This window comes from Pseudomonas caspiana, from assembly GCF_002158995.1.
Classification (GTDB): domain Bacteria; phylum Pseudomonadota; class Gammaproteobacteria; order Pseudomonadales; family Pseudomonadaceae; genus Aquipseudomonas; species Aquipseudomonas caspiana.
In genome coordinates this window covers 116,458-134,813 of record NZ_LOHF01000018.1, presented here as the reverse complement: position 1 = coordinate 134,813, position 18,356 = coordinate 116,458, and the positions used below count along the sequence as shown (strand labels likewise).

Genomic DNA, 18,356 nt, shown 5'->3' with positions numbered 1-18,356 from the left:
CGCTCACCTGTAGGAGCCGAGCTTGCTCGCGATCAACTATAACGCGGTCTGCCTGAACGACTGGGGTGCCTGCATCAGCGATGCAAGCTCAGCCCCACAGGTTGGTAAAGTAGCCTGCGCTAAACCTTCGGCAGTCGCTGCTCCAGCAATTGGTGCAGCGCGCTGTCGGCGGGCCAGTTGCGCATGAAACGGGCGCGGTCTTTGGCGAAGGCCGTAGCGAACGAGGCCTGTGACGCGTGCTGACACATCGCGTCCAGATCAATCAACGCCCAGCGATCCTGATGCCAGAACACGTTATGGCCTTTCAGATCACCATGGCTGATGCGCTCGCGCACCAACTGTTCGAAGAGCTGATCCAGCGCCAACAGCTCGCTTTCCGGCGCATCCCCCGACGCCACATACGGCGCAAAACGCTCGATGATATCCGGCCCGGGCAAAAACTCGGTGACCAGATACGCCTTGTTCCGCAAACCGAAAAAGCGTGTCTCCAGCAATGCCAGTGGCTTGGGCGTGGCGATGCCAAGGAACATCAGTCGATTGCCCTCGCGCCACGAATGCCAGGCACGGCTCGGACGCCAGAAGCGCTTGAACCAGTGAGCCAGATCCTTGATGTTGTAGCGCTTGATCACCAGTGCACGGCCATCGACTTCGACCTTGGCGACACTCGCCGCGCCGCCGGTCTTGTACAGGTGGCCCTGATCCAGCAACGCATCGGCGTTAGCCAGCACCGGCAACATTGCTGCTTCCTCTTCCCGACGAATCGCGCGTAATTGCGACGGCTCATCGATCACGCTGAACAGGCTGCAATCGCGCCCGGCTTTGTCCAGGTAATCCTTCAAACGCCAAGCGCGAACCTTATCGATCTGCTTCTGCAACGCTTCCATCGGCAAACCGTGTTCGCCGTTGCTCAACAGGTAGTGCACCAGCAACTCTTCGGTGAACGGTTCAAGAGACTTGGGCAGCTGCGCGAAAAACACGCCGAGGTTTTCCAGCACTTTTTGCCGGGACAACGGTTTGCCAGCGTCTTCAGTACGAATGCCAGCACCATCGATCAGGTACAGCTTGCCGTTGCAGCGCAGCAGGTTGTCCAGATGCAGGTCTTCCTGCCAAAGCCCTTTGAGGTGCAACCGGGCGATAGCCGACAACGCCTCCCCCAACACTTCCTGCTGCGCGTCGCTCAGCGGTGCCTGGTGCTCCACTTCAAGCCAGGCATCCCCCAGACTGCGGGCCTGTTCGAGAAACTCGAAAAGCAGCCAGCCGCCCTCACCGTCCTGCAGGCCGTCAGCCAGCAGCAGTGGCGTGGTCATGCCCTGCGCTGCCAATGCACGTACGCCTTCCAGCTCGCGCTGAAAATGCCGTGCTGCTTTCGGGCCGACCAGTAACTTGGCCAGCACCGGCCGACCGCGCCATACCCCGGCGCCGACATAACGCTGCCCAGGCAAAACCCGTAGCAACGTCAGCAACTGCAATTCAGCAGGGCCAGCGGCATCGGCTAGCGCCAGATTGATCGGCAGCACAGGCGTGCGTCCGGCCTCTTTGAGTTCAGACAAACGCATCAACGGATCTCTTCATGTTCGCTGCGCCGCGTAGCGCGTTTATGGCTGCCCCGTTTACCGAGTCGCACATACAAATCCTCGACCTGCGGACTCTCGATCCCCGCTTGCAGGTAAGCCGCCAGCAATTCGCGAACCTGCGCACTGCTCCACATCGGTGCTCTACGCAGCAACGGCTCCAGGTCCTTGATCCGGTCACGCTGGCCCAGCAGTAATGGCCGGGTTTTTTCCAGGTCGATCAACTGGGCGCGATAAAAGCCCGCCTTGGCCCGCATGAAAATATGCTTGGGATAGAAACAGCCGTGCACTTGCCGGGCAGCATGCAGCGTGCGCGCCAGGTCACCACAGGATTGCAGAATCGCGGACTGCTGCTGGCTCTCCATCTCGGGCCAGTGCTGCAGCAGCGTATCCAGATCAGTCCAGCCATCCAGCGCCCGCGTCATGAGGATTGCGCGGCGCTCACCCTTGACTCGCTGTTCGCCGTAAAACACCGCCTGCAACGCGGGGATACCCAGCTGCTGATAACGGCTGATGTTACGAAACTCGCGGGAAAACGAAGGCTCGCCAAATGGATGATGCAAGGTACGCGTCAGGTAATTGCTCTGGCGCTTTAGGTAAAAGCCCGAGCCTTCAAGCTCCATGCGGAATACGCTGCTCCAGCCGCCGCGACCGGTATTGGGCTCATCGACAGCATCAAGCTGGACCTCCCAAAGCGAGTCGAAGTCAGCAAGGCCGTGGCGTTCCAGCAACGGGCGCTCGCTGGGTGCAATAAAATCGGTCATTCGCGTCCCTCAAAGAAACTGACGACATGGCGGATGCGTTTCTTGTCGGACGCATTGAGTCGCGCACGCTGCCGATACTGCAAGTAAAAGCGCAGGCGCTGGGTGTTGGACAGATGGTATTTACCCAGCTTGTCCAGACACGCCAAATCCTTGGTGATCCGATAGCGCAGCATGAAGCTCCACCAGAAGGCTCCGTTAGGGCAATCGATCAGGAATACCGTGGCGTTATCGTCCACCAGCAGGTTGCGCCACTTCAGGTCGTTGTGCGTAAAGTTCTGATCATGCATGGCACGAGTGTAGCGGGCCACCTGTCGGCTGATCGTATCAACCCACGAACGGTCGGACAGCCGCGGGTCTTCACGCTTTGCCATAGCAGACAAGTCTTCGGTATTGGGCAATTCACGGGTAATCAATGCCCCACGATCATAAGCGGTACCACGACGTTCAAGCCCCCACGCCACGACCTCGGCAGTAGGAATGCCCCACTTGGCAAAACGCTTGAGGTTCTGCCACTCGGATTTGACCCGCGGCTTGCCCAGGTAGCGACGCAAGCCTTTACCCGCGCCCACGTAGCGCTTGACGTAATAATTCACCCCTTGGCGCTGGACCTTGATCACTTCAGACAGCGGATCGCGGGTCAGTCGATCGCCTTGTAGCGCAAATACCGCGTCAAGGCTGCCAAAGTCGTCACTCAGGAAAGCGTAGGCCGGTTCCAGATTCCAACCCGCCATCAGAGCGCATCTCCGTAGCGGACTTTACGCTCATAAAGCTTGTCGGCTTTGACTTCCAGCCAGCGCAGCAGCCTGGCTTCTTCAGCCAGCACCTGACGCAAGGGTTGCTGGAAATAACCTTTGAGGAAGCGCAGTTTGTCGCGCCGCGTCAGGCCGATATCCAAAGCAGAAAAATACAATGCAGCAAGATCCTTGTTACGCCAGCGCGGGGTTATCGCCCGGCGGGTCTGGGCGCGGTGCAGATCGATTACCGAGAGACGGAAATCATCGGCAGTGACTGGCTTGTCGGTGTGCAACAGGAAATGGCAGATGTAACAGTCGCGGTGGTTGACCCCGGCGCGATGCATCATGCCAACCAGCCGTGCCACTTCAGCAATGAACGCGCGCTTGAGACGTGGCTCCGGCGGCTCATTGCGCCAATTGATGCTGACGTCTTCGAGGCTTTCGGTAGGTGCCAACTCTTCAGTGACGATAAAAGAATGCTGCGCCGCCGGGTTATTGCCCCGTTCGCCATAAGCCACGGCGGTCATGGTCGGCACACCGACTTCTTTCAGGCGGGCGATGGCCTGCCACTCCATGCCGGCACCCAACACGGGCAATTTGGCGGTGAGCAGATTCTTGCCAATTTCACCCCAGCCAATGCCGCGGTGAATCTTGACGAAATAACCGCGACCGTCGACTTCGGTGCGCAACGTGCGTCGACCTTCGAGCTCGCGATAGACCTGACCGTCCAGACGCTCGACTTCGGCAAAGGCATCACGGCCTTCCCAAAGGGTCTTGAACGGTTCAGCAAGGAACAACTTCATGCGTAGTGCTCCGCCAGAATCACATCGGCCGCGTGCTGCGGCATGCTGTAAAGGTCCGCTGTATCTGCGAAGGCCAAACCATTGCGGCTCCAGTCGGCGCGGGCCGCGTCGTCGGCCAGCATGTTCGCCAGATATTGATTGAGCTGTGACTGTTCGAACGGCTCATCCAGCACCAGACCGCTGTCGGCTTCGGCGATGTAATGAGCGTAGCCACACACCGCGCTGACCAGCACAGGCAGGCCTGCGACCAGCGCCTCGAGCAACACGGTACCGGTGTTTTCGTTGTACGCCGGATGAATCAAGACATCGGCCCCCATCAGGAAGCGCGGGATATCGCTGCGCCCCTTCATGAAGGTGACGTGATCACCCAGGCCCAGCGTCGCGCTTTGCAGCTGGAATACTTTGGGGTCGTCCTGACCTATTACAAACAGCCGGGTGCGTTTTTTAAGTTCGGCTGGCAGCGCGGCGAGCGCCTTCAGGCTGCGATCCACGCCCTTGGTCTTGAACCCGGAGCCAATTTGCACCAGCAGCAGGTCATCGTCAGCCAGCCCGAATTCCTTGCGGAACCCGGCGCGAATCTGCGGCGCGTCAGCCGGTGCGCGACGATCCTGGGCAATGCCCGGCGGCAACAGATGAAAGCGTGACAACGGCGTATCGTAATATTTGATGAACAGAGGCTGCTGAACTTCGGAGATCATCAGCACCTGGGTTTTCGCGTCCTTGGCGAACACTGCTCGCTCGTACTCGGCAAAATGGCGATAGCGGCCCCATTGGCGATACAGCGAATGGCGCAAAGTTTGCGCCTTGTCCTCAAAGCAACCGTCGGCGGCGTAATACACGTCCAGGCCCGGCATCTTGTTGAAGCCGATCAGGCGATCCACCGGGCGCTTGGCCAGGTCCGCTTCCATCCAGGCAGTGAGCTTTTCATTGCGGCGATGGTTGAAGAACGCTTTGACCGGAGCCACCAGCACTTCAAACCCCGGCGGCACTTCGCCTTCCCAGATCAGGGTGTAAACGCGGATTTGATGCCCGCGCTGCTGGCACTCCAGAGCGATACGCATGAAGTCGCGTTGCAGCCCGCCGAACGGGAAGTATTTATAAAGTACAAAAGCCAGTTGCATCAGCCGGGCTCCTTTGCCAGCAACAGCGAACCCAATTGGTTCGCTACCCGCTCGGGATTCAAACGAGTGAAGCACATCGGCCACTCGCGTTTAGTATCGAACTGACGACGGTCTTCGTCCGTCGGTTGATACGTGCATTTCTTTTGCAGGCATGGCGCACACGCCGGGTAGTCACCCGCCAGATGAACCTGCGACTTGCCATAAGCACCGGTCAGGCCGGGGTTGGTCGGGCCAAACAGGGAAACAGTCGGCACATCCAGTGCAGCGGCCAAATGACCGATGCCGGTATCCACCGCCACACACGCCTGCGCACTGGCCAGCACTTGAGCGACGCCTGCCAGATTCAGCTTCGGCAGCACTACCGCATGTTCCAGTCCCTCGGCGATGCGCTCGGCACGGGCTTTTTCGGTCGGGTTACCCCACGGCAGACGTACTTGCAGGCCCTGCACACCCATGCGCTCGGCCAACTGCCGCCAATACAGCTCGGGCCAGTGCTTAGTGTCCCAGGTGGTGCCGTGCAGAAATAGAACGAATGGCGGAGTGTTTACGTCTGCACCCAGCAGGCGATCACGGTCGAGACCATAATCGCCCAACCCGGCAGGCACTGCATAACCCAGCGCCTGACCGAACAGTTGCCGCAAGCGCTCCACCGCATGTTGCCCGCGTGCGACGGGATAAGCCTGATCGTAGAAACGACTGGCGAGTGGTTCGCGGGCCGAATCCTTGTCCAGTCCGGCCACGGGCGCGCTCACATAGCGGGTCAGCCAGGCGCTTTTCAGCAACCCCTGAGCGTCGATCACCAGGTCGTAATGGGTGTCGCGCAAACGCTGCTTGAAGCGCCGCCATTCTCCGGTCTTGAATGTTTGCCAAAGATTCTTGCGCCAGCGCCGGATCGCGACTGGAATCACATTGCCAACGGCTGGGTGCCAAGTGGGGATTTCGGCAAAACCTTCCTCGACCACCCAGTCAAACTGGATACCCGGTATGGCCCGCGCCGCATCAGTCAGCGCTGGCAGCGCGTGAATCACATCACCCAGTGATGAAGTTTTGATGAGCAAGACCCGCAATCAGGCGACCTCCACCGGCGTGGCGCCCAGATTATCCAGTGCCTGCACCACAGAGTCCGGCTCCAGCAGGCGCATACAATTGTAGTGGCCGAACCGGCAAGTGCGATCAAAGCAGGGGCTGCACTCGAGACCCAAACGCACCACTTCTACCTGATCGGCCAGCGGCGGCGTGAAGCCCGGCGATGTCGAGCCGTAAACCGCCACCAATGGGCGATTCAGCGCCGCAGCGACGTGCATCAGGCCCGAGTCGTTGGACACAACGGCATCGGCACACGACAGCAAATCAATGGCTTCAGCCAGCGAAGTATCGCCGCTGAGGTTGACCGACTCTTCGCGCAAGCCCGGAATCAGCCGTTCACGAATGTTTTCACCGACAGGATGATCTTTCTTTGAACCGAACAACCAGACTTGCCAACCTTCACGAATCTTCGCTTCGGCGACTTTCGCGTAATGCTCGGCAGGCCAGCGTTTGGATTCGCCAAACTCGGCGCCGGGACACAGCGCCAGGACCGGTCGATCCAGGCTCAGACCAAACTTGGCGAGCGCGGCATCGCGGGTAGTGACGTCGATACGCAGATCCGGTTTTGGGTACGGCCGCGGCAGATCAGCGCCAGGCTCGTACGCCAGCGCCATGAAACGCTCGATCATCAGCGGATAACGCTCTTTGTCGAGGGTCCGTACATCGTTGAGCAAACCGTAGCGGAACTCGCCACGCCAGCCGGTGCGCTTCGGGATGCCCGCGAAAAAAGGCACCAGTGCGGACTTCAAGGAGTTGGGCAGCAGAATGGCCTGATCGTATTGCCCCGCCAGGGACTTGCCGATCCGGCGACGCGTGGCCAGTTCCAGCGCACCGTGGCCCAGCGGAAAGCTCAGGGCCGCGCGCACTTCAGGCATACGCTCCAGAATCGGACGGCTCCATTCCGGAGCCAGGACATCGATGTCGCATTCGGGGTGGCGCTGTTTCAGACACTGGAACAGCGTTTGCGCCATTACCATGTCGCCTACCCAGCTAGGCCCAACGATCAGAATTCTCATGTTTCATCCAAAACGACAGAAACGATCAGGGAGGCTGATCGGCTTGCGTGACGTTCCCACACAACCCGACGCCTCCCTGTCATAGCTTTATATAGTGCACATGCATCATGACGTGGGACCGGCTTTAGCCGGGAAGAGGTCAGTACATCCGATGCATCCTCTACGTCAGGAATGCCGCCTTCCCGGCTAAAGCCGGTCCCACGGGTCTGAGGGACCAAAGATCAACTCAACCCCATTTCCCCCCAGACCCGCATCACTTCACGCCGCTGGGTTTCAAACTGATCCCCCGGCACGACTCCGGCCTGGTTCTGCAAGGCCTGACGGTGAGCGGCCGAACGGTAGATCTTGTAAACCTCACGCAACAGGCTGGCATCACTGGCGGGGATCAGCCCGGCCTCTTCCAGCCCTTCAAGAATACGAATGTTATCGGTGTAACGCAGCAGCGCCGGATGTTCCCGGGACCACGCCAAGGCCGCGTATTGCACCATAAATTCGATATCGACGATACCTCCGGCGTCCTGCTTGAGATCGAATGGCACCGTCGCCATAAAGGCATTCGCTGCGGTTCCGGCCGCTGTAGCCTTGGTCCCCAGGCTGCCGCGCATCTTGGCGCGCATCTCGCTGACCTCCTGCTGCAACTTCGGCAAGTCCCGATCACGACCCAGCACCGCTGCACGCACTTGCTCGAATGCATGCCCGACCTCCCGACTGCCAACCAGCACCCGGGCACGAACCAGAGCCTGATGCTCCCACGTCCATGCTTCATTTTCTTGATAGCGGGCAAAAGCCCCCAACGAACTGACCAATAACCCCGACGCGCCGGACGGGCGCAGGCGCATGTCCACTTCATACAGCTGACCGGAGTTGGTCTGCGCGGTCAGTAAATGGATGATCCGTTGCCCGAGCCGGGTGAAAAACTGCGCACTGTCGATAGGTTTCGCACCATCGGTTTCAGCTTGCGGATCACCGTCATGAATGAACACCAGATCAAGGTCCGAGCCGTGCCCCAGCTCGATGCCGCCAACCTTGCCGTAGCCGACAATGACAAACCCCGGATCACACAGACTGCCATCCGGACGCGAAGGCGTGCCGTGGCGTGCAACGGTGTGGCGCCATGCCAAAGCCAGTACTTCTTCGAGGATCGCTTCCGCCAGCCATGTCAGGTAATCGCTGACCTTCATCAAGGGCAAGCTGCCGGTGATTTCAGAAGCCGCGACGCGCAAACGGTGCGCCAGCTTGAAGTGACGTAGCGCCTCCATTTGTTGCTCCAGATCATCCTCGGGAATGCGCGTCAGCCGCTCGCGCAATTCCGCCGCCAATTCCAGGGCCTGAGGCGGGCTGAACAAACGACCCTCGTTGAGCAACTCATCAAGCAGTAACGGGAAGCGGGTAATCTGTTCGGCGATCCACGGGCTTGCGGCGCAAAGGGTGAGCAGCCGGCGCAGCGCGTCAGGGTTTTCGGTTAGCAGTACCAGATAGGCCGAGCGCCGGGCGACCGCCTCAACTAAAGGCAGCACGCGCTCAAGCACCAGATCCGGGTTGTCATGCTCGACCGCCTGCGCCAGGAGACGCGGAATAAACGCATCCAGTCGCTCACGACCAAGACGCTGCATGGAACGCAGCTGCGAGCTGTTGCGCAAATCGTTGAGGTTCTTCAGTGCTTTGTCTGCGTCGACGAAACCACCTGACAGCAACTGGCGGCAGGCGGCGTCTTCGTCCTGGGACTCTTCCCACAGCGGCAGCCATTCCACACCGACCACCACTTCGGCCTCGTCCTGCTGCTCGTCGTCCGGATCAGAGTCCGGGTCCGCAATGACTTGACGGAAATGCCACGACACTCGTCCACGCCAGTGCATCAACCGTTCGTGGAAGCTCTGCCAGTCGGTAAAGCCCAGCATGAAAGCGATTCGGGCCTGATCCTTCTCGTCTTCAGGCAACATTTGCGTCTGCCGGTCGGCAATCGCCTGGATGGCGTGCTCGGTATAACGCAAAAATTCATAGCCTTGGCGCAGCTCGTCAATAACTGCTGCAGGTAGATAGCCCTGCCCTTCCAGCGTGCGCAGCACTTTAAGCAGAGGTCGCTGTTGCAGGCTCAAGTCACGGCCACCGTGAATCAACTGGAATGCCTGTGCAATGAACTCGACTTCACGAATGCCGCCTGCGCCAAGCTTGATGTTCTCCGCCATGCCCTTGCGGCGTACTTCCTGCTGAATCAGCTGTTTCATGGTGCGCAGCGCTTCGATGGCCGAGAAATCCAGATAGCGGCGATAGACGAATGGCCGAAGCATCTCCAGCAACTGCTCGCCCGCAGCCTGATCACCGCCGACTACGCGGGCCTTGATCATCGCGTAACGTTCCCAGTCTCGCCCCTGATCCTGGTAATACTGCTCAAGCGCATTGAAGCTCAGCACCAATGCCCCGGATGAACCGTAAGGCCGCAGGCGCATGTCAACGCGGAACACAAAGCCGTCAACGGTGATCGGGTCCAGCGCCTTTATCAAACGCTGGCCCAGGCGGATGAAAAACTCCTGGTTGTCCAGTGGGCGCTTGACCCCCACCGTCTCGCCGCCTTCGGGGTACGCAAAAATCAGATCGATGTCCGACGAAAGGTTCAGCTCCACGGCACCCAGCTTGCCCATGCCGAGAATCACCATCTGCTGCACTTCGCCGCTGCGCCGACCGGTGGGCGTGCCGAACTGCTGGCAATGGCGCTCGTACAGCCATTGATAAGCCAGGTCGATGCAGCCGTCAGCCATTTCCGACAGGTCGCGACAGGTTTCCACCAGATCAGCCTGGCGGGTCAGATCGCGCCAGATAATCCGTACTTGCTGGCGCATGCGCTGGCGACGTAGATTACGCCCCAGTTCGTCCTCGCTGACCGCTTCGGCCAACGTTGCCGCGATCTGCCCGCGCAGTTCGCCGGGCGCAAAACTGCGCTCCAGCTCGCCGGATTCAGCGAGGTCAAGCAGGACATGCGGGTCACGGCAGACCTGCTCGGTGACGAAGTCGCTGGCCGCACAAACCCGGTCGAACGCTGCGCGACGGGATTCAGGCCAGGCGTCGAAAGATGTCGAAGCGCCGTCCGACGAAGCAGCAAGAGATGTGCGAAACGACTGTTGCGCACGAGAGACTAAAGGCAGCAGGATGGCCGGAATATCGGCCAGCGAAGGTAGGCTCATGGTCTATCCTAGATCGGCGTGCGAAGAGCTGTGTAGCGCGCAGGAAACCGGCACGCCACTGACAGAACTGTCGAACAAAAGTCATAAATTGCTGGGATAGTGATTTTTGTAGCAGCCAGCATCTGATTTGATCCGTTTATGTTTGTTTTCAACCAACAGGAACGTTTTATCCCACAACACATGACGAACGTTTTATACGCTTCCCTGTAGCTTTACTACTGCCCCTACAGTTCGAAAGGCTGAAATAGCCGACGATTTGTAGTAAAACTACACGCCGCCGGACCAACCGCCGGTCATCCAAGAATTTATGTCGTCTGCCCACAAGGCCAGTCGCAAACACTCAGGCAACCGATTCTGGAAGCCTTTCCGCCCTGGAGCAAGCCATGCAAGACCTCGATCCCGTCGAAACCCAGGAATGGCTGGACGCCCTGGAATCGGTTCTCGACAAAGAAGGCGAAGACCGTGCTCACTACCTGATGACCCGTATGGGCGAGCTGGCCACCCGTAGTGGTTCGCAGCTGCCGTACGCCATCACCACGCCTTATCGCAACACGATTCCGGTGACTCACGAAGCACGCATGCCTGGCGACCTGTTCATGGAACGCCGCATTCGCTCGCTGATCCGCTGGAACGCGTTGGCCATGGTTGTCAAAACCAACCTGAATGACCCAGACCTGGGCGGTCACATCTCCAGCTTCGCCTCCAGCGCCACGCTGTATGACATTGGCTTCAACTACTTCTTCCAGGCCCCGACCGACGAACACGGCGGCGACCTGATCTACTTCCAGGGTCACGCATCGCCAGGCGTCTACGCCCGTGCGTTCATGGAAGGCCGCATCACCGAAGAACAAATGAACAACTTCCGTCAGGAAGTCGACGGCAAAGGCCTGTCGTCTTATCCACACCCGTGGCTGATGAAAGATTTCTGGCAGTTCCCGACCGTATCCATGGGCCTGGGTCCAATCCAGGCGATCTACCAGGCGCGCTTCATGAAGTACCTGGAACATCGCGGCTACATTCCTGAAGGCAAGCAGAAGGTCTGGTGCTTCCTGGGCGACGGCGAGACCGACGAGCCGGAATCCCTGGGCGCCATCGCGCTGGCCGGTCGTGAAAAACTCGACAACCTGATCTTCGTCGTCAACTGCAACCTGCAGCGCCTCGACGGCCCGGTTCGCGGCAACGGCAAGATCATCCAGGAACTCGAAGGCGTGTTCCGCGGTGCTCAGTGGAACGTGACCAAAGTGGTCTGGGGCCGTTTCTGGGACCCACTGCTGGCCAAAGACGTCGACGGTATCCTGCAACGTCGTATGGACGAAGTCATCGACGGCGAGTACCAGAACTACAAAGCCAAAGACGGCGCGTTTGTTCGCGAGCACTTCTTCAACACGCCTGAACTCAAGGCGATGGTTGCTGACCTGTCCGACGACGAAATCTGGAAACTTAACCGTGGCGGCCACGACCCGTACAAAATGTACGCGGCGTACCACCAGGCTGTTAACCACAAAGGTCAACCGACCGTGGTACTGGCCAAGACCATCAAAGGTTACGGTACCGGTGCTGGCGAAGCGAAAAACACTGCGCACAACACCAAGAAAGTCGATGTCGACAGCCTGCGTCACTTCCGTGACCGCTTCGACATCCCGGTCAAAGACGACCAGCTGGAATCCCTGCCGTTCTTCAAACCGGAAGAAGGCAGTGCCGAAGCCCGTTACCTGAGCGAGCGTCGTGCTGCGCTTGGCGGCTTCGTGCCACAGCGTCGCGCTGAAAGCTTCAACCTGCCGACTCCGCCACTGGAAACCCTCAAAGCAATCCTGGACGGTTCCGGCGACCGCGAAATTTCCACCACCATGGCCTTCGTGCGGATCCTTTCGCAACTGGTCAAGGACAAGGAAGTGGGCCCGCGCATCGTGCCGATTATTCCGGACGAAGCCCGTACCTTCGGTATGGAAGGCATGTTCCGCCAACTGGGCATCTACTCGTCCGTCGGCCAGCTCTACGAGCCAGTCGATAAAGAACAAGTGATGTTCTATCGCGAAGACAAGAAAGGCCAGATCCTGGAAGAAGGCATCAACGAAGCAGGCGCCATGTCCTCCTTCATCGCTGCCGGTACTTCGTACTCCAGCCACAACCAGCCGATGATTCCGTTCTACATCTTCTACTCGATGTTCGGTTTCCAGCGTATCGGCGACCTGGCATGGGCCGCTGGCGACAGCCGCACCCGTGGCTTCCTGATCGGCGGCACCGCCGGCCGTACCACGCTGAACGGCGAAGGCCTGCAGCACGAAGATGGTCACAGCCACATTCTGGCCTCGACCATCCCGAACTGCCGCACCTTCGACCCGACTTACGGCTACGAGCTGGCAGTGATCATCCAGGACGGCATGCGCCGGATGTTCGAAGAACAGCAGGACGTTTTCTACTACCTGACCGTGATGAACGAATCCTACGCCCAGCCAGCCATGCCGGCCGGTGTAGAGGAAGGTATCGTCAAGGGCATGTACCTGCTCGAAGAAGACACCAAGGAAGCGGCGCATCACGTCCAGTTGCTGGGCTCGGGCACCATCCTGCGTGAAGTTCGCGAAGCGGCGAAAATCCTGCGTGACGAATTCAACATCGGTGCTGATGTCTGGAGCGTTACCAGCTTCAACGAACTGCGTCGCGACGGCCTGGCCGTAGAGCGCAGCAACCGTCTGCATCCTGGTCAGAAGCCAGCTGTCAGCTACGTTGAAGAGTGCCTTGCTGGCCGTAAAGGTCCGGTGATCGCATCGACCGACTACATGAAACTGTTCGCTGACCAGATCCGTCAGTGGGTTCCGACCAAGGAATACAAAGTCTTGGGCACTGACGGTTTCGGCCGCAGCGACAGCCGCAAGAAACTGCGTAACTTCTTCGAAGTCGACCGTCACTTCGTTGTGCTGGCCGCTCTGGAAGCCTTGGCTGATCGTGGCGATATCGAACCTAAGGTGGTGGCTGAAGCCATCGTCAAGTTCGGCATCGATCCTGAGAAACGCAACCCACTGGATTGTTAAGAGTCTGCTTCGAGATCGTATAACGCGCTGAAAGAGGAGCGACAAGGCAGCTGAAGATGCGGAATTTACTGTTGTTGATAACGGTAATGAGCATTGAAAGCTGTTTTGTCGTAACTGACTTACCCGGCGCATCGAGAGTGAACAGGTTCTCCGAAGGAGAGACATTGTGAGTGAGCTAATTCGCGTACCCGACATCGGCAACGGTGAAGGTGAAGTTATTGAATTGATGGTCAAGGTCGGCGATCGCATCGAAGCTGACCAGAGCGTTCTGACGCTGGAGTCGGACAAGGCGAGCATGGAAATTCCCGCTCCCAAGGCTGGCGTCATCAAGACCATGAAAGTGAAGCTGGGCGACCGCCTGAAAGAAGGCGACGAGCTTTTCGAACTGGAAGTTGAAGGCGAAGCTGCCGCAGCTCCAGCCGAAGCCGCTGCCCCTGCTGCTGCCGCTCCGGCACCGGCCGAGAAGCCTGCTGAAGCTGCACCGGCGCCTGCTGCCGAGCCAGCTGCTGCCGCTGCTGAAACCGTACAAGACATCCACGTACCGGACATCGGTTCGTCGGGCAAAGCCAAGATCATCGAACTGATGGTCAAGGTCGGCGACACCATCACCGCTGATCAATCGCTGATCACCCTGGAATCCGACAAAGCCAGCATGGAGATCCCCTCTCCAGCTGCAGGCGTTGTCGAAGCCATCCTCGTCAAGCTCGAAGACGAAGTCGGCACCGGCGACCTGATCCTGAAATTGAAAGTAGCTGGCGCTGCACCTGCTGCTGCACCGGCTCAAGCAGCTGCGCCTGCTGCCGCCGCACCGGCCAAAGCTGAAGCTGCACCGGCCGCTGCACCTGCACCGAAAGCAGAAGCGCCAGCCGCTGCCCCGGCCCAAACCGCCGCACCTGCCAAAGACGGCGCCAAAGTTCATGCAGGCCCGGCAGTTCGCCAACTGGCTCGTGAATTCGGTGTTGAACTGAGCGCAGTCAGCGCCACCGGCCCACACGGCCGTGTGCTGAAAGAAGACGTGCAGGTTTACGTCAAGGCCATGATGCAGAAGGCCAAGGAAGCTCCAGCGGGCGGCGCAAGCGGCGGCGCGGGTATCCAGCCAATCCCTGAAGTCGACTTCAGCCGTTTCGGCGAAATCGAAGAAGTACCGATGACCCGCCTGATGCAACTGGGCGCGACCGGTCTGCATCGCAGCTGGCTGAACATTCCGCACGTGACGCAATTCGATCAGGCCGACATCACCGACCTGGAAGCTTTCCGCGTTGCGCAGAAAGCGGTTGCCGAGAAAGCGGGCGTCAAACTGACCATCCTGCCTCTGCTGCTCAAGTCCTGCGCCTTCCTGCTCAAGGAACTGCCAGACTTCAACGCTTCGCTGGCACCAAGCGGCAAAGCGGTGATCCGCAAGAAGTACGTGAACATCGGCTTCGCGGTAGATACCCCTGAAGGCCTGCTGGTACCGGTCATCAAGGATGTCGACAAGAAAAGCCTGCTGCAACTTGCTGCTGAAGCCGCTGTGCTGGCCGAAAAAGCCCGTACCAAGAAGCTATCGGCGAACGAGATGCAGGGCGCTTGCTTCACCATTTCCAGCCTCGGACACATTGGCGGCACCGGCTTCACGCCGATCGTCAACGCGCCTGAAGTGGCGATCCTGGGTGTTTCCAAGGCAACCATGCAGCCAGTCTGGGACGGCAAAGCCTTCCAGCCGAAGCTGATGCTGCCACTGTCGCTGTCCTACGATCACCGCGTAATCAACGGCGCAGCCGCCGCGCGCTTCACCAAGCGCCTGAGCGATCTGCTGGCTGATATTCGTACGATCTTGTTGTAACCGAGGATCTGTAGGAGCTCACGAGCAACGCGAAGCAGCTATAGCGGTCTGCCTGATGAACCGCAATCGCGGCCTCGCATTGCTCGTGCGCTCCTACAGAACCAGGCAATACCCTCACATTTTCACCGAGCCAAACCGCTCGACCTCAACCCCGCCCACATGGCGGGGCTTTTTTTGTGTCCGATTTGGCAAAGTGCGGCGAAATGCCGCTAATTCGAAATCTTCTCCCTCTCCCGGCAAAGCCTTGATCTAGAGGGCTTGATTCAGCAAACGCATACAAACAGGCGATTTCGGCCAAACATTTATAGCACTAAGCCACCGCGCTCCCTTGTCAGCCAGTGCTGCATGATGCAACCTTGCCGGACGCGATTTCAGAAAGGGCTTTGCCCGTGCGCGATCAGTATTCCGGAAGCGAGTTTCTTCATGAAGAGCCAACCCGATGCTGCCGGTAGAACGGCCGCCGAGGTAGTGACGCAATTGCCTGTGCCCTCGCGGCTCGGCATGCTGCGTTTCGAGCGGCTGAATGAAGCCAATTGGGCGCTGCTTTACCTCGATCCCAACTGTGAAAAACAGTTCGGCCTGGCTGCCGTGGAACTCTGCGCCTTGTTGGGCTCGCCCTACGCGAGCCTGATGGAACCTGAAGCCCGTTATCACTTGCACGACGCCATTCAACTGCAACTGGCACAAGCCCCTCATTACAGCGTTCGCTATACCCTGCACACCGCTCGCGGCGCGCTCAGCGTCGTCGAGATCGGCGAGGGCTATAGGCAACACAGCCGGCACCTGTTACGGGGCTACCTGATGGTCGTCGACGGGTTACAGATTGATCCCGACCAGTATGCCAATCCAGATCTGGAAACCCAGAACTCACGTCTGCAAATCGCTTTAGAGCTCAATCAGCAAGCCCAGCACGAACAGTTTGAGCATCTGGAGCGCGTTCGCGCTCAACAGACCCTGATCCTGCACCTCACGCGCCAGCGCTACAGCAGCAACAACGCGCTGCAGGAAGCTGCAGAACTGATCACTAAAAGTGCGTGTGAAATCTACAAACTTTCTGGCGCCAGCATGTGGTACCTCAACGGCCAGATGCTCGAGCCTATCGCCGAATACCGCAGTGAAAGCGGCGAGTTCAGCCTGCCGGCCCCGGTCGACGCGAGCCGCTACCCGAGTTACCTCGAAGCGCTGCACAACAGCCGCGCCATCGATGCGAATGACGTTCAACAGGACCCTCGCACCAAGGAGATGGCCACCAGCTTAAAGCCGCGTGGCATCAGTGCCATTCTCGACGCCAGCATTCGCATCGACGGCCAGGTAACGGGCGTGCTGTGCCTGGAGCACACCGGTGAGCCGCGCGCCTGGCAGTCTGATGAAATCGCGTTCGCCGGTGAGCTGGCCGATCAGTTCGCCCAGGCCATCAACAACCACACCCGACGCACTGCCACCAGTGCGCTGCATTTGTTCCAGCGCGCGGTGGAGCAAAGCGCTAACGCCTTTCTGCTGGTCAATTGCGACGGCATGGTCGAGTACGTCAACCCCAGCTTCACGGCCATCACCCAATACACCGCCGACGAGGTGCACGGGCACAAGCTTTCAGAGCTGCCAGCCCTTGAGAACCTCCACGATCTGCTCAAGGACGCCAACTCCAGTCTGGCCAAAAGCAATAGCTGGCAGGGTGAGTTCAAGAGCCGCCGTAAAAATCTGGAACCCTACTGGGGCCAACTGTCGATTTCCAAGGTGTACGGCGACAACCGCGAGTTGACCCATTACATCGGTATTTACGAAGACATCACCCAGAACAAGCTGGCCCAGCAGCGTATCGAGCGCCTGGCCTACACCGACAACCTGACCAATCTTGGTAACCGCCCGGCGTTCATTCGCACGCTTGACGAGCGCTTTGCCCGCGACAGCGACCCGCCCATGAGCCTGTTGCTGGTGGACATCGATAACTTCAAGCGCATCAACGACAGCCTGGGTCACCAGACCGGCGACAAACTGTTGATCAGCCTGGCCCGGCGTCTGCGCAACACACTGAGCCCCAGCGACGTATTGGCGCGTTTCGCCAGTAACGAATTCGCGGTGTTACTCGACCAGACCGGGCCGGACGCAGGCCAGAGCATCGCCAGCCAGGTATTAGCGACCCTCGACAAGCCGATCTTCGTCGATAACCAGTTGATCAGCGTCACCGGCTCGGTAGGCCTGGCGTGTGCGCCGCTGCATGGCCGTGATCCGCAGACTTTGATGAAAAACGCAGGTTTGGCGCTGCACAAGGCGAAAGCCAACGGCAAGCATCAGGTTCAGGTGTTCACCGAGGCCTTGAACGCCGAAGCCAGCTACAAGCTGTTCGTCGAAAACAACCTGCGGCGCGCCCTGACCCAGAATGAACTGGAAGTGTTCTACCAGCCCAAATTGTGCCTGCTCAGCGGTCGCCTGATCGGTATGGAAGCGCTGTTGCGCTGGAACCACCCAGAGAAGGGCATGATCCGCCCGGATCAGTTCATCAGCGTGGCCGAAGAAACAGGCCTGATCATCCCGATCGGCAAATGGGTCGCCCGCCAGTCTTGCCGGATGAGCAAGCAACTGACCGCCGCCGGGTTTGGCAACCTGCAAGTCGCGATCAACGTATCGCCCAAGCAGTTCTCCGACCCCGAGCTGGTCAGTGCAATCGCTGCAATCCTCAAGGAAGAACAGCTCGACGCTTCGCTGCTGGAGCTGGAACTGACCGAAGGTCTGCTGCTGGAAGCGACCGAAGACACTCGCCAGCAACTGGATTCGTTGAAAAGAATGGGCCTGTCTCTGGCGATGGACGATTTCGGTACCGGCTATTCATCGTTCAGCTACCTGAAAAAATTTCCCATCGACGTGATCAAGATCGACCGCAGCTTCATCCGCGACATTCCGGATGATGAGGACGATATGGAAATCACCTCGGCAGTGATCGCCATGGCCCACAACCTCAAGCTCAAGGTGGTCGCCGAAGGCATCGAAACCGCCGCTCAACTGACCTTCCTGCGCCGCCATCGCTGCGACGTGGGCCAGGGCTATCTGTTCGACAAGCCCATCCCCGGTCAGGACCTGATCAACAAGCTGCGCCGCTATCCCCGCGGACCGTTGGCCTGACGGGCTTCCCCCTGCCCGCTTGTTTGGGGCACACTAGCCCACTCCCTTATTCTCTGACATATCACTATCGCTTGGGCAACGCGGACCTGTGGGACCGGATTTATCCGGGAAGGC

The 18,356-nt window shown here is 59.1% G+C and carries 11 protein-coding genes; 3 read left to right on the top strand and 8 right to left on the bottom strand.

Going from position 1 to position 18,356, the window contains the following annotated elements; genetic code table 11:
• Window positions 1-119: 119 nt before the first annotated feature.
• The 8 genes from AUC60_RS19580 to glnE form a co-directional block, all read right to left on the bottom strand.
• Window positions 120-1,556: a lipopolysaccharide kinase InaA family protein gene (locus AUC60_RS19580; protein ID WP_087271383.1), complete on the bottom strand. Its 1,437-nt coding sequence runs from the start codon at window positions 1,554-1,556 to the stop codon at window positions 120-122.
• On the bottom strand, window positions 1,556-2,335 hold the full coding sequence (locus AUC60_RS19575; protein WP_087271378.1) for a lipopolysaccharide kinase InaA family protein: 780 nt from the start codon (window positions 2,333-2,335) through the stop codon (window positions 1,556-1,558). Before AUC60_RS19575 ends, AUC60_RS19580 begins: the two co-directional genes overlap by 1 nt.
• A complete protein-coding gene (locus AUC60_RS19570) occupies window positions 2,332-3,066 on the bottom strand; it encodes a lipopolysaccharide kinase InaA family protein (RefSeq protein WP_087271375.1) in 735 nt (244 codons plus the stop codon). Before AUC60_RS19570 ends, AUC60_RS19575 begins: the two co-directional genes overlap by 4 nt.
• Window positions 3,066-3,872 (bottom strand): lipopolysaccharide core heptose(I) kinase RfaP, encoded by an 807-nt coding sequence (rfaP, locus tag AUC60_RS19565; protein WP_087271372.1) that lies wholly within the window; start codon window positions 3,870-3,872, stop codon window positions 3,066-3,068. Before rfaP ends, AUC60_RS19570 begins: the two co-directional genes overlap by 1 nt.
• Window positions 3,869-4,993 (bottom strand): glycosyltransferase family 4 protein, encoded by a 1,125-nt coding sequence (locus AUC60_RS19560; protein WP_087271369.1) that lies wholly within the window; start codon window positions 4,991-4,993, stop codon window positions 3,869-3,871. Before AUC60_RS19560 ends, rfaP begins: the two co-directional genes overlap by 4 nt.
• Window positions 4,993-6,060 carry a lipopolysaccharide heptosyltransferase I gene (waaC, locus tag AUC60_RS19555; RefSeq protein WP_087271366.1) on the bottom strand — a complete coding sequence of 356 codons (1,068 nt, stop codon included), beginning with the start codon at window positions 6,058-6,060 and terminating at the stop codon, window positions 4,993-4,995. The genes AUC60_RS19560 and waaC overlap by 1 nt, the downstream gene beginning before the upstream one ends.
• Entirely contained in the window at window positions 6,061-7,095 is a 1,035-nt protein-coding gene (waaF, locus tag AUC60_RS19550) for a lipopolysaccharide heptosyltransferase II (protein ID WP_087271363.1), read from the bottom strand. It lies immediately after the preceding gene.
• Window positions 7,096-7,316: 221 nt separating this feature from the next.
• Window positions 7,317-10,274 (bottom strand): bifunctional [glutamate--ammonia ligase]-adenylyl-L-tyrosine phosphorylase/[glutamate--ammonia-ligase] adenylyltransferase, encoded by a 2,958-nt coding sequence (gene glnE / locus AUC60_RS19545; RefSeq protein WP_087271361.1) that lies wholly within the window; start codon window positions 10,272-10,274, stop codon window positions 7,317-7,319.
• Window positions 10,275-10,657: 383 nt separating this feature from the next.
• Here glnE and aceE point away from each other — a divergent pair, with 383 nt between their 5' ends.
• From aceE to AUC60_RS19530, 3 genes are all read left to right on the top strand, one after another.
• Complete coding sequence (aceE, locus tag AUC60_RS19540) at window positions 10,658-13,303, top strand: pyruvate dehydrogenase (acetyl-transferring), homodimeric type (protein ID WP_087271358.1); 2,646 nt, start codon at window positions 10,658-10,660, stop codon at window positions 13,301-13,303.
• 166 nt (window positions 13,304-13,469) lie between these two features.
• Window positions 13,470-15,125, top strand: a complete 1,656-nt coding sequence (gene aceF, locus AUC60_RS19535; protein WP_087271354.1) for a dihydrolipoyllysine-residue acetyltransferase — start codon at window positions 13,470-13,472, stop codon at window positions 15,123-15,125.
• A gap of 423 nt (window positions 15,126-15,548) precedes the next feature.
• The gene (locus AUC60_RS19530; protein ID WP_087271351.1) at window positions 15,549-18,242 is read left to right on the top strand and encodes a sensor domain-containing phosphodiesterase; all 2,694 of its coding nucleotides are present in this window, start codon (window positions 15,549-15,551) and stop codon (window positions 18,240-18,242) included.
• Window positions 18,243-18,356 lie beyond the last annotated feature (114 nt).

Bases quoted from the DNA above. Each gene is read 5' to 3' on its own strand.
- AUC60_RS19580 (WP_087271383.1), bottom strand. From the start codon at position 1,556: ATGCGTTTGTCTGAACTCAAAGAGGCCGGACGCACGCCTGTGCTGCCG.
- AUC60_RS19575 (WP_087271378.1), bottom strand. From the start codon at position 2,335: ATGACCGATTTTATTGCACCCAGCGAGCGCCCGTTGCTGGAACGCCAC.
- AUC60_RS19570 (WP_087271375.1), bottom strand. From the start codon at position 3,066: ATGGCGGGTTGGAATCTGGAACCGGCCTACGCTTTCCTGAGTGACGAC.
- rfaP (WP_087271372.1), bottom strand. From the start codon at position 3,872: ATGAAGTTGTTCCTTGCTGAACCGTTCAAGACCCTTTGGGAAGGCCGT.
- AUC60_RS19560 (WP_087271369.1), bottom strand. From the start codon at position 4,993: ATGCAACTGGCTTTTGTACTTTATAAATACTTCCCGTTCGGCGGGCTG.
- waaF (WP_087271363.1), bottom strand. From the start codon at position 7,095: ATGAGAATTCTGATCGTTGGGCCTAGCTGGGTAGGCGACATGGTAATG.
- glnE (WP_087271361.1), bottom strand. From the start codon at position 10,274: ATGAGCCTACCTTCGCTGGCCGATATTCCGGCCATCCTGCTGCCTTTA.
- aceE (WP_087271358.1), top strand. From the start codon at position 10,658: ATGCAAGACCTCGATCCCGTCGAAACCCAGGAATGGCTGGACGCCCTG.
- AUC60_RS19530 (WP_087271351.1), top strand. From the start codon at position 15,549: ATGAAGAGCCAACCCGATGCTGCCGGTAGAACGGCCGCCGAGGTAGTG.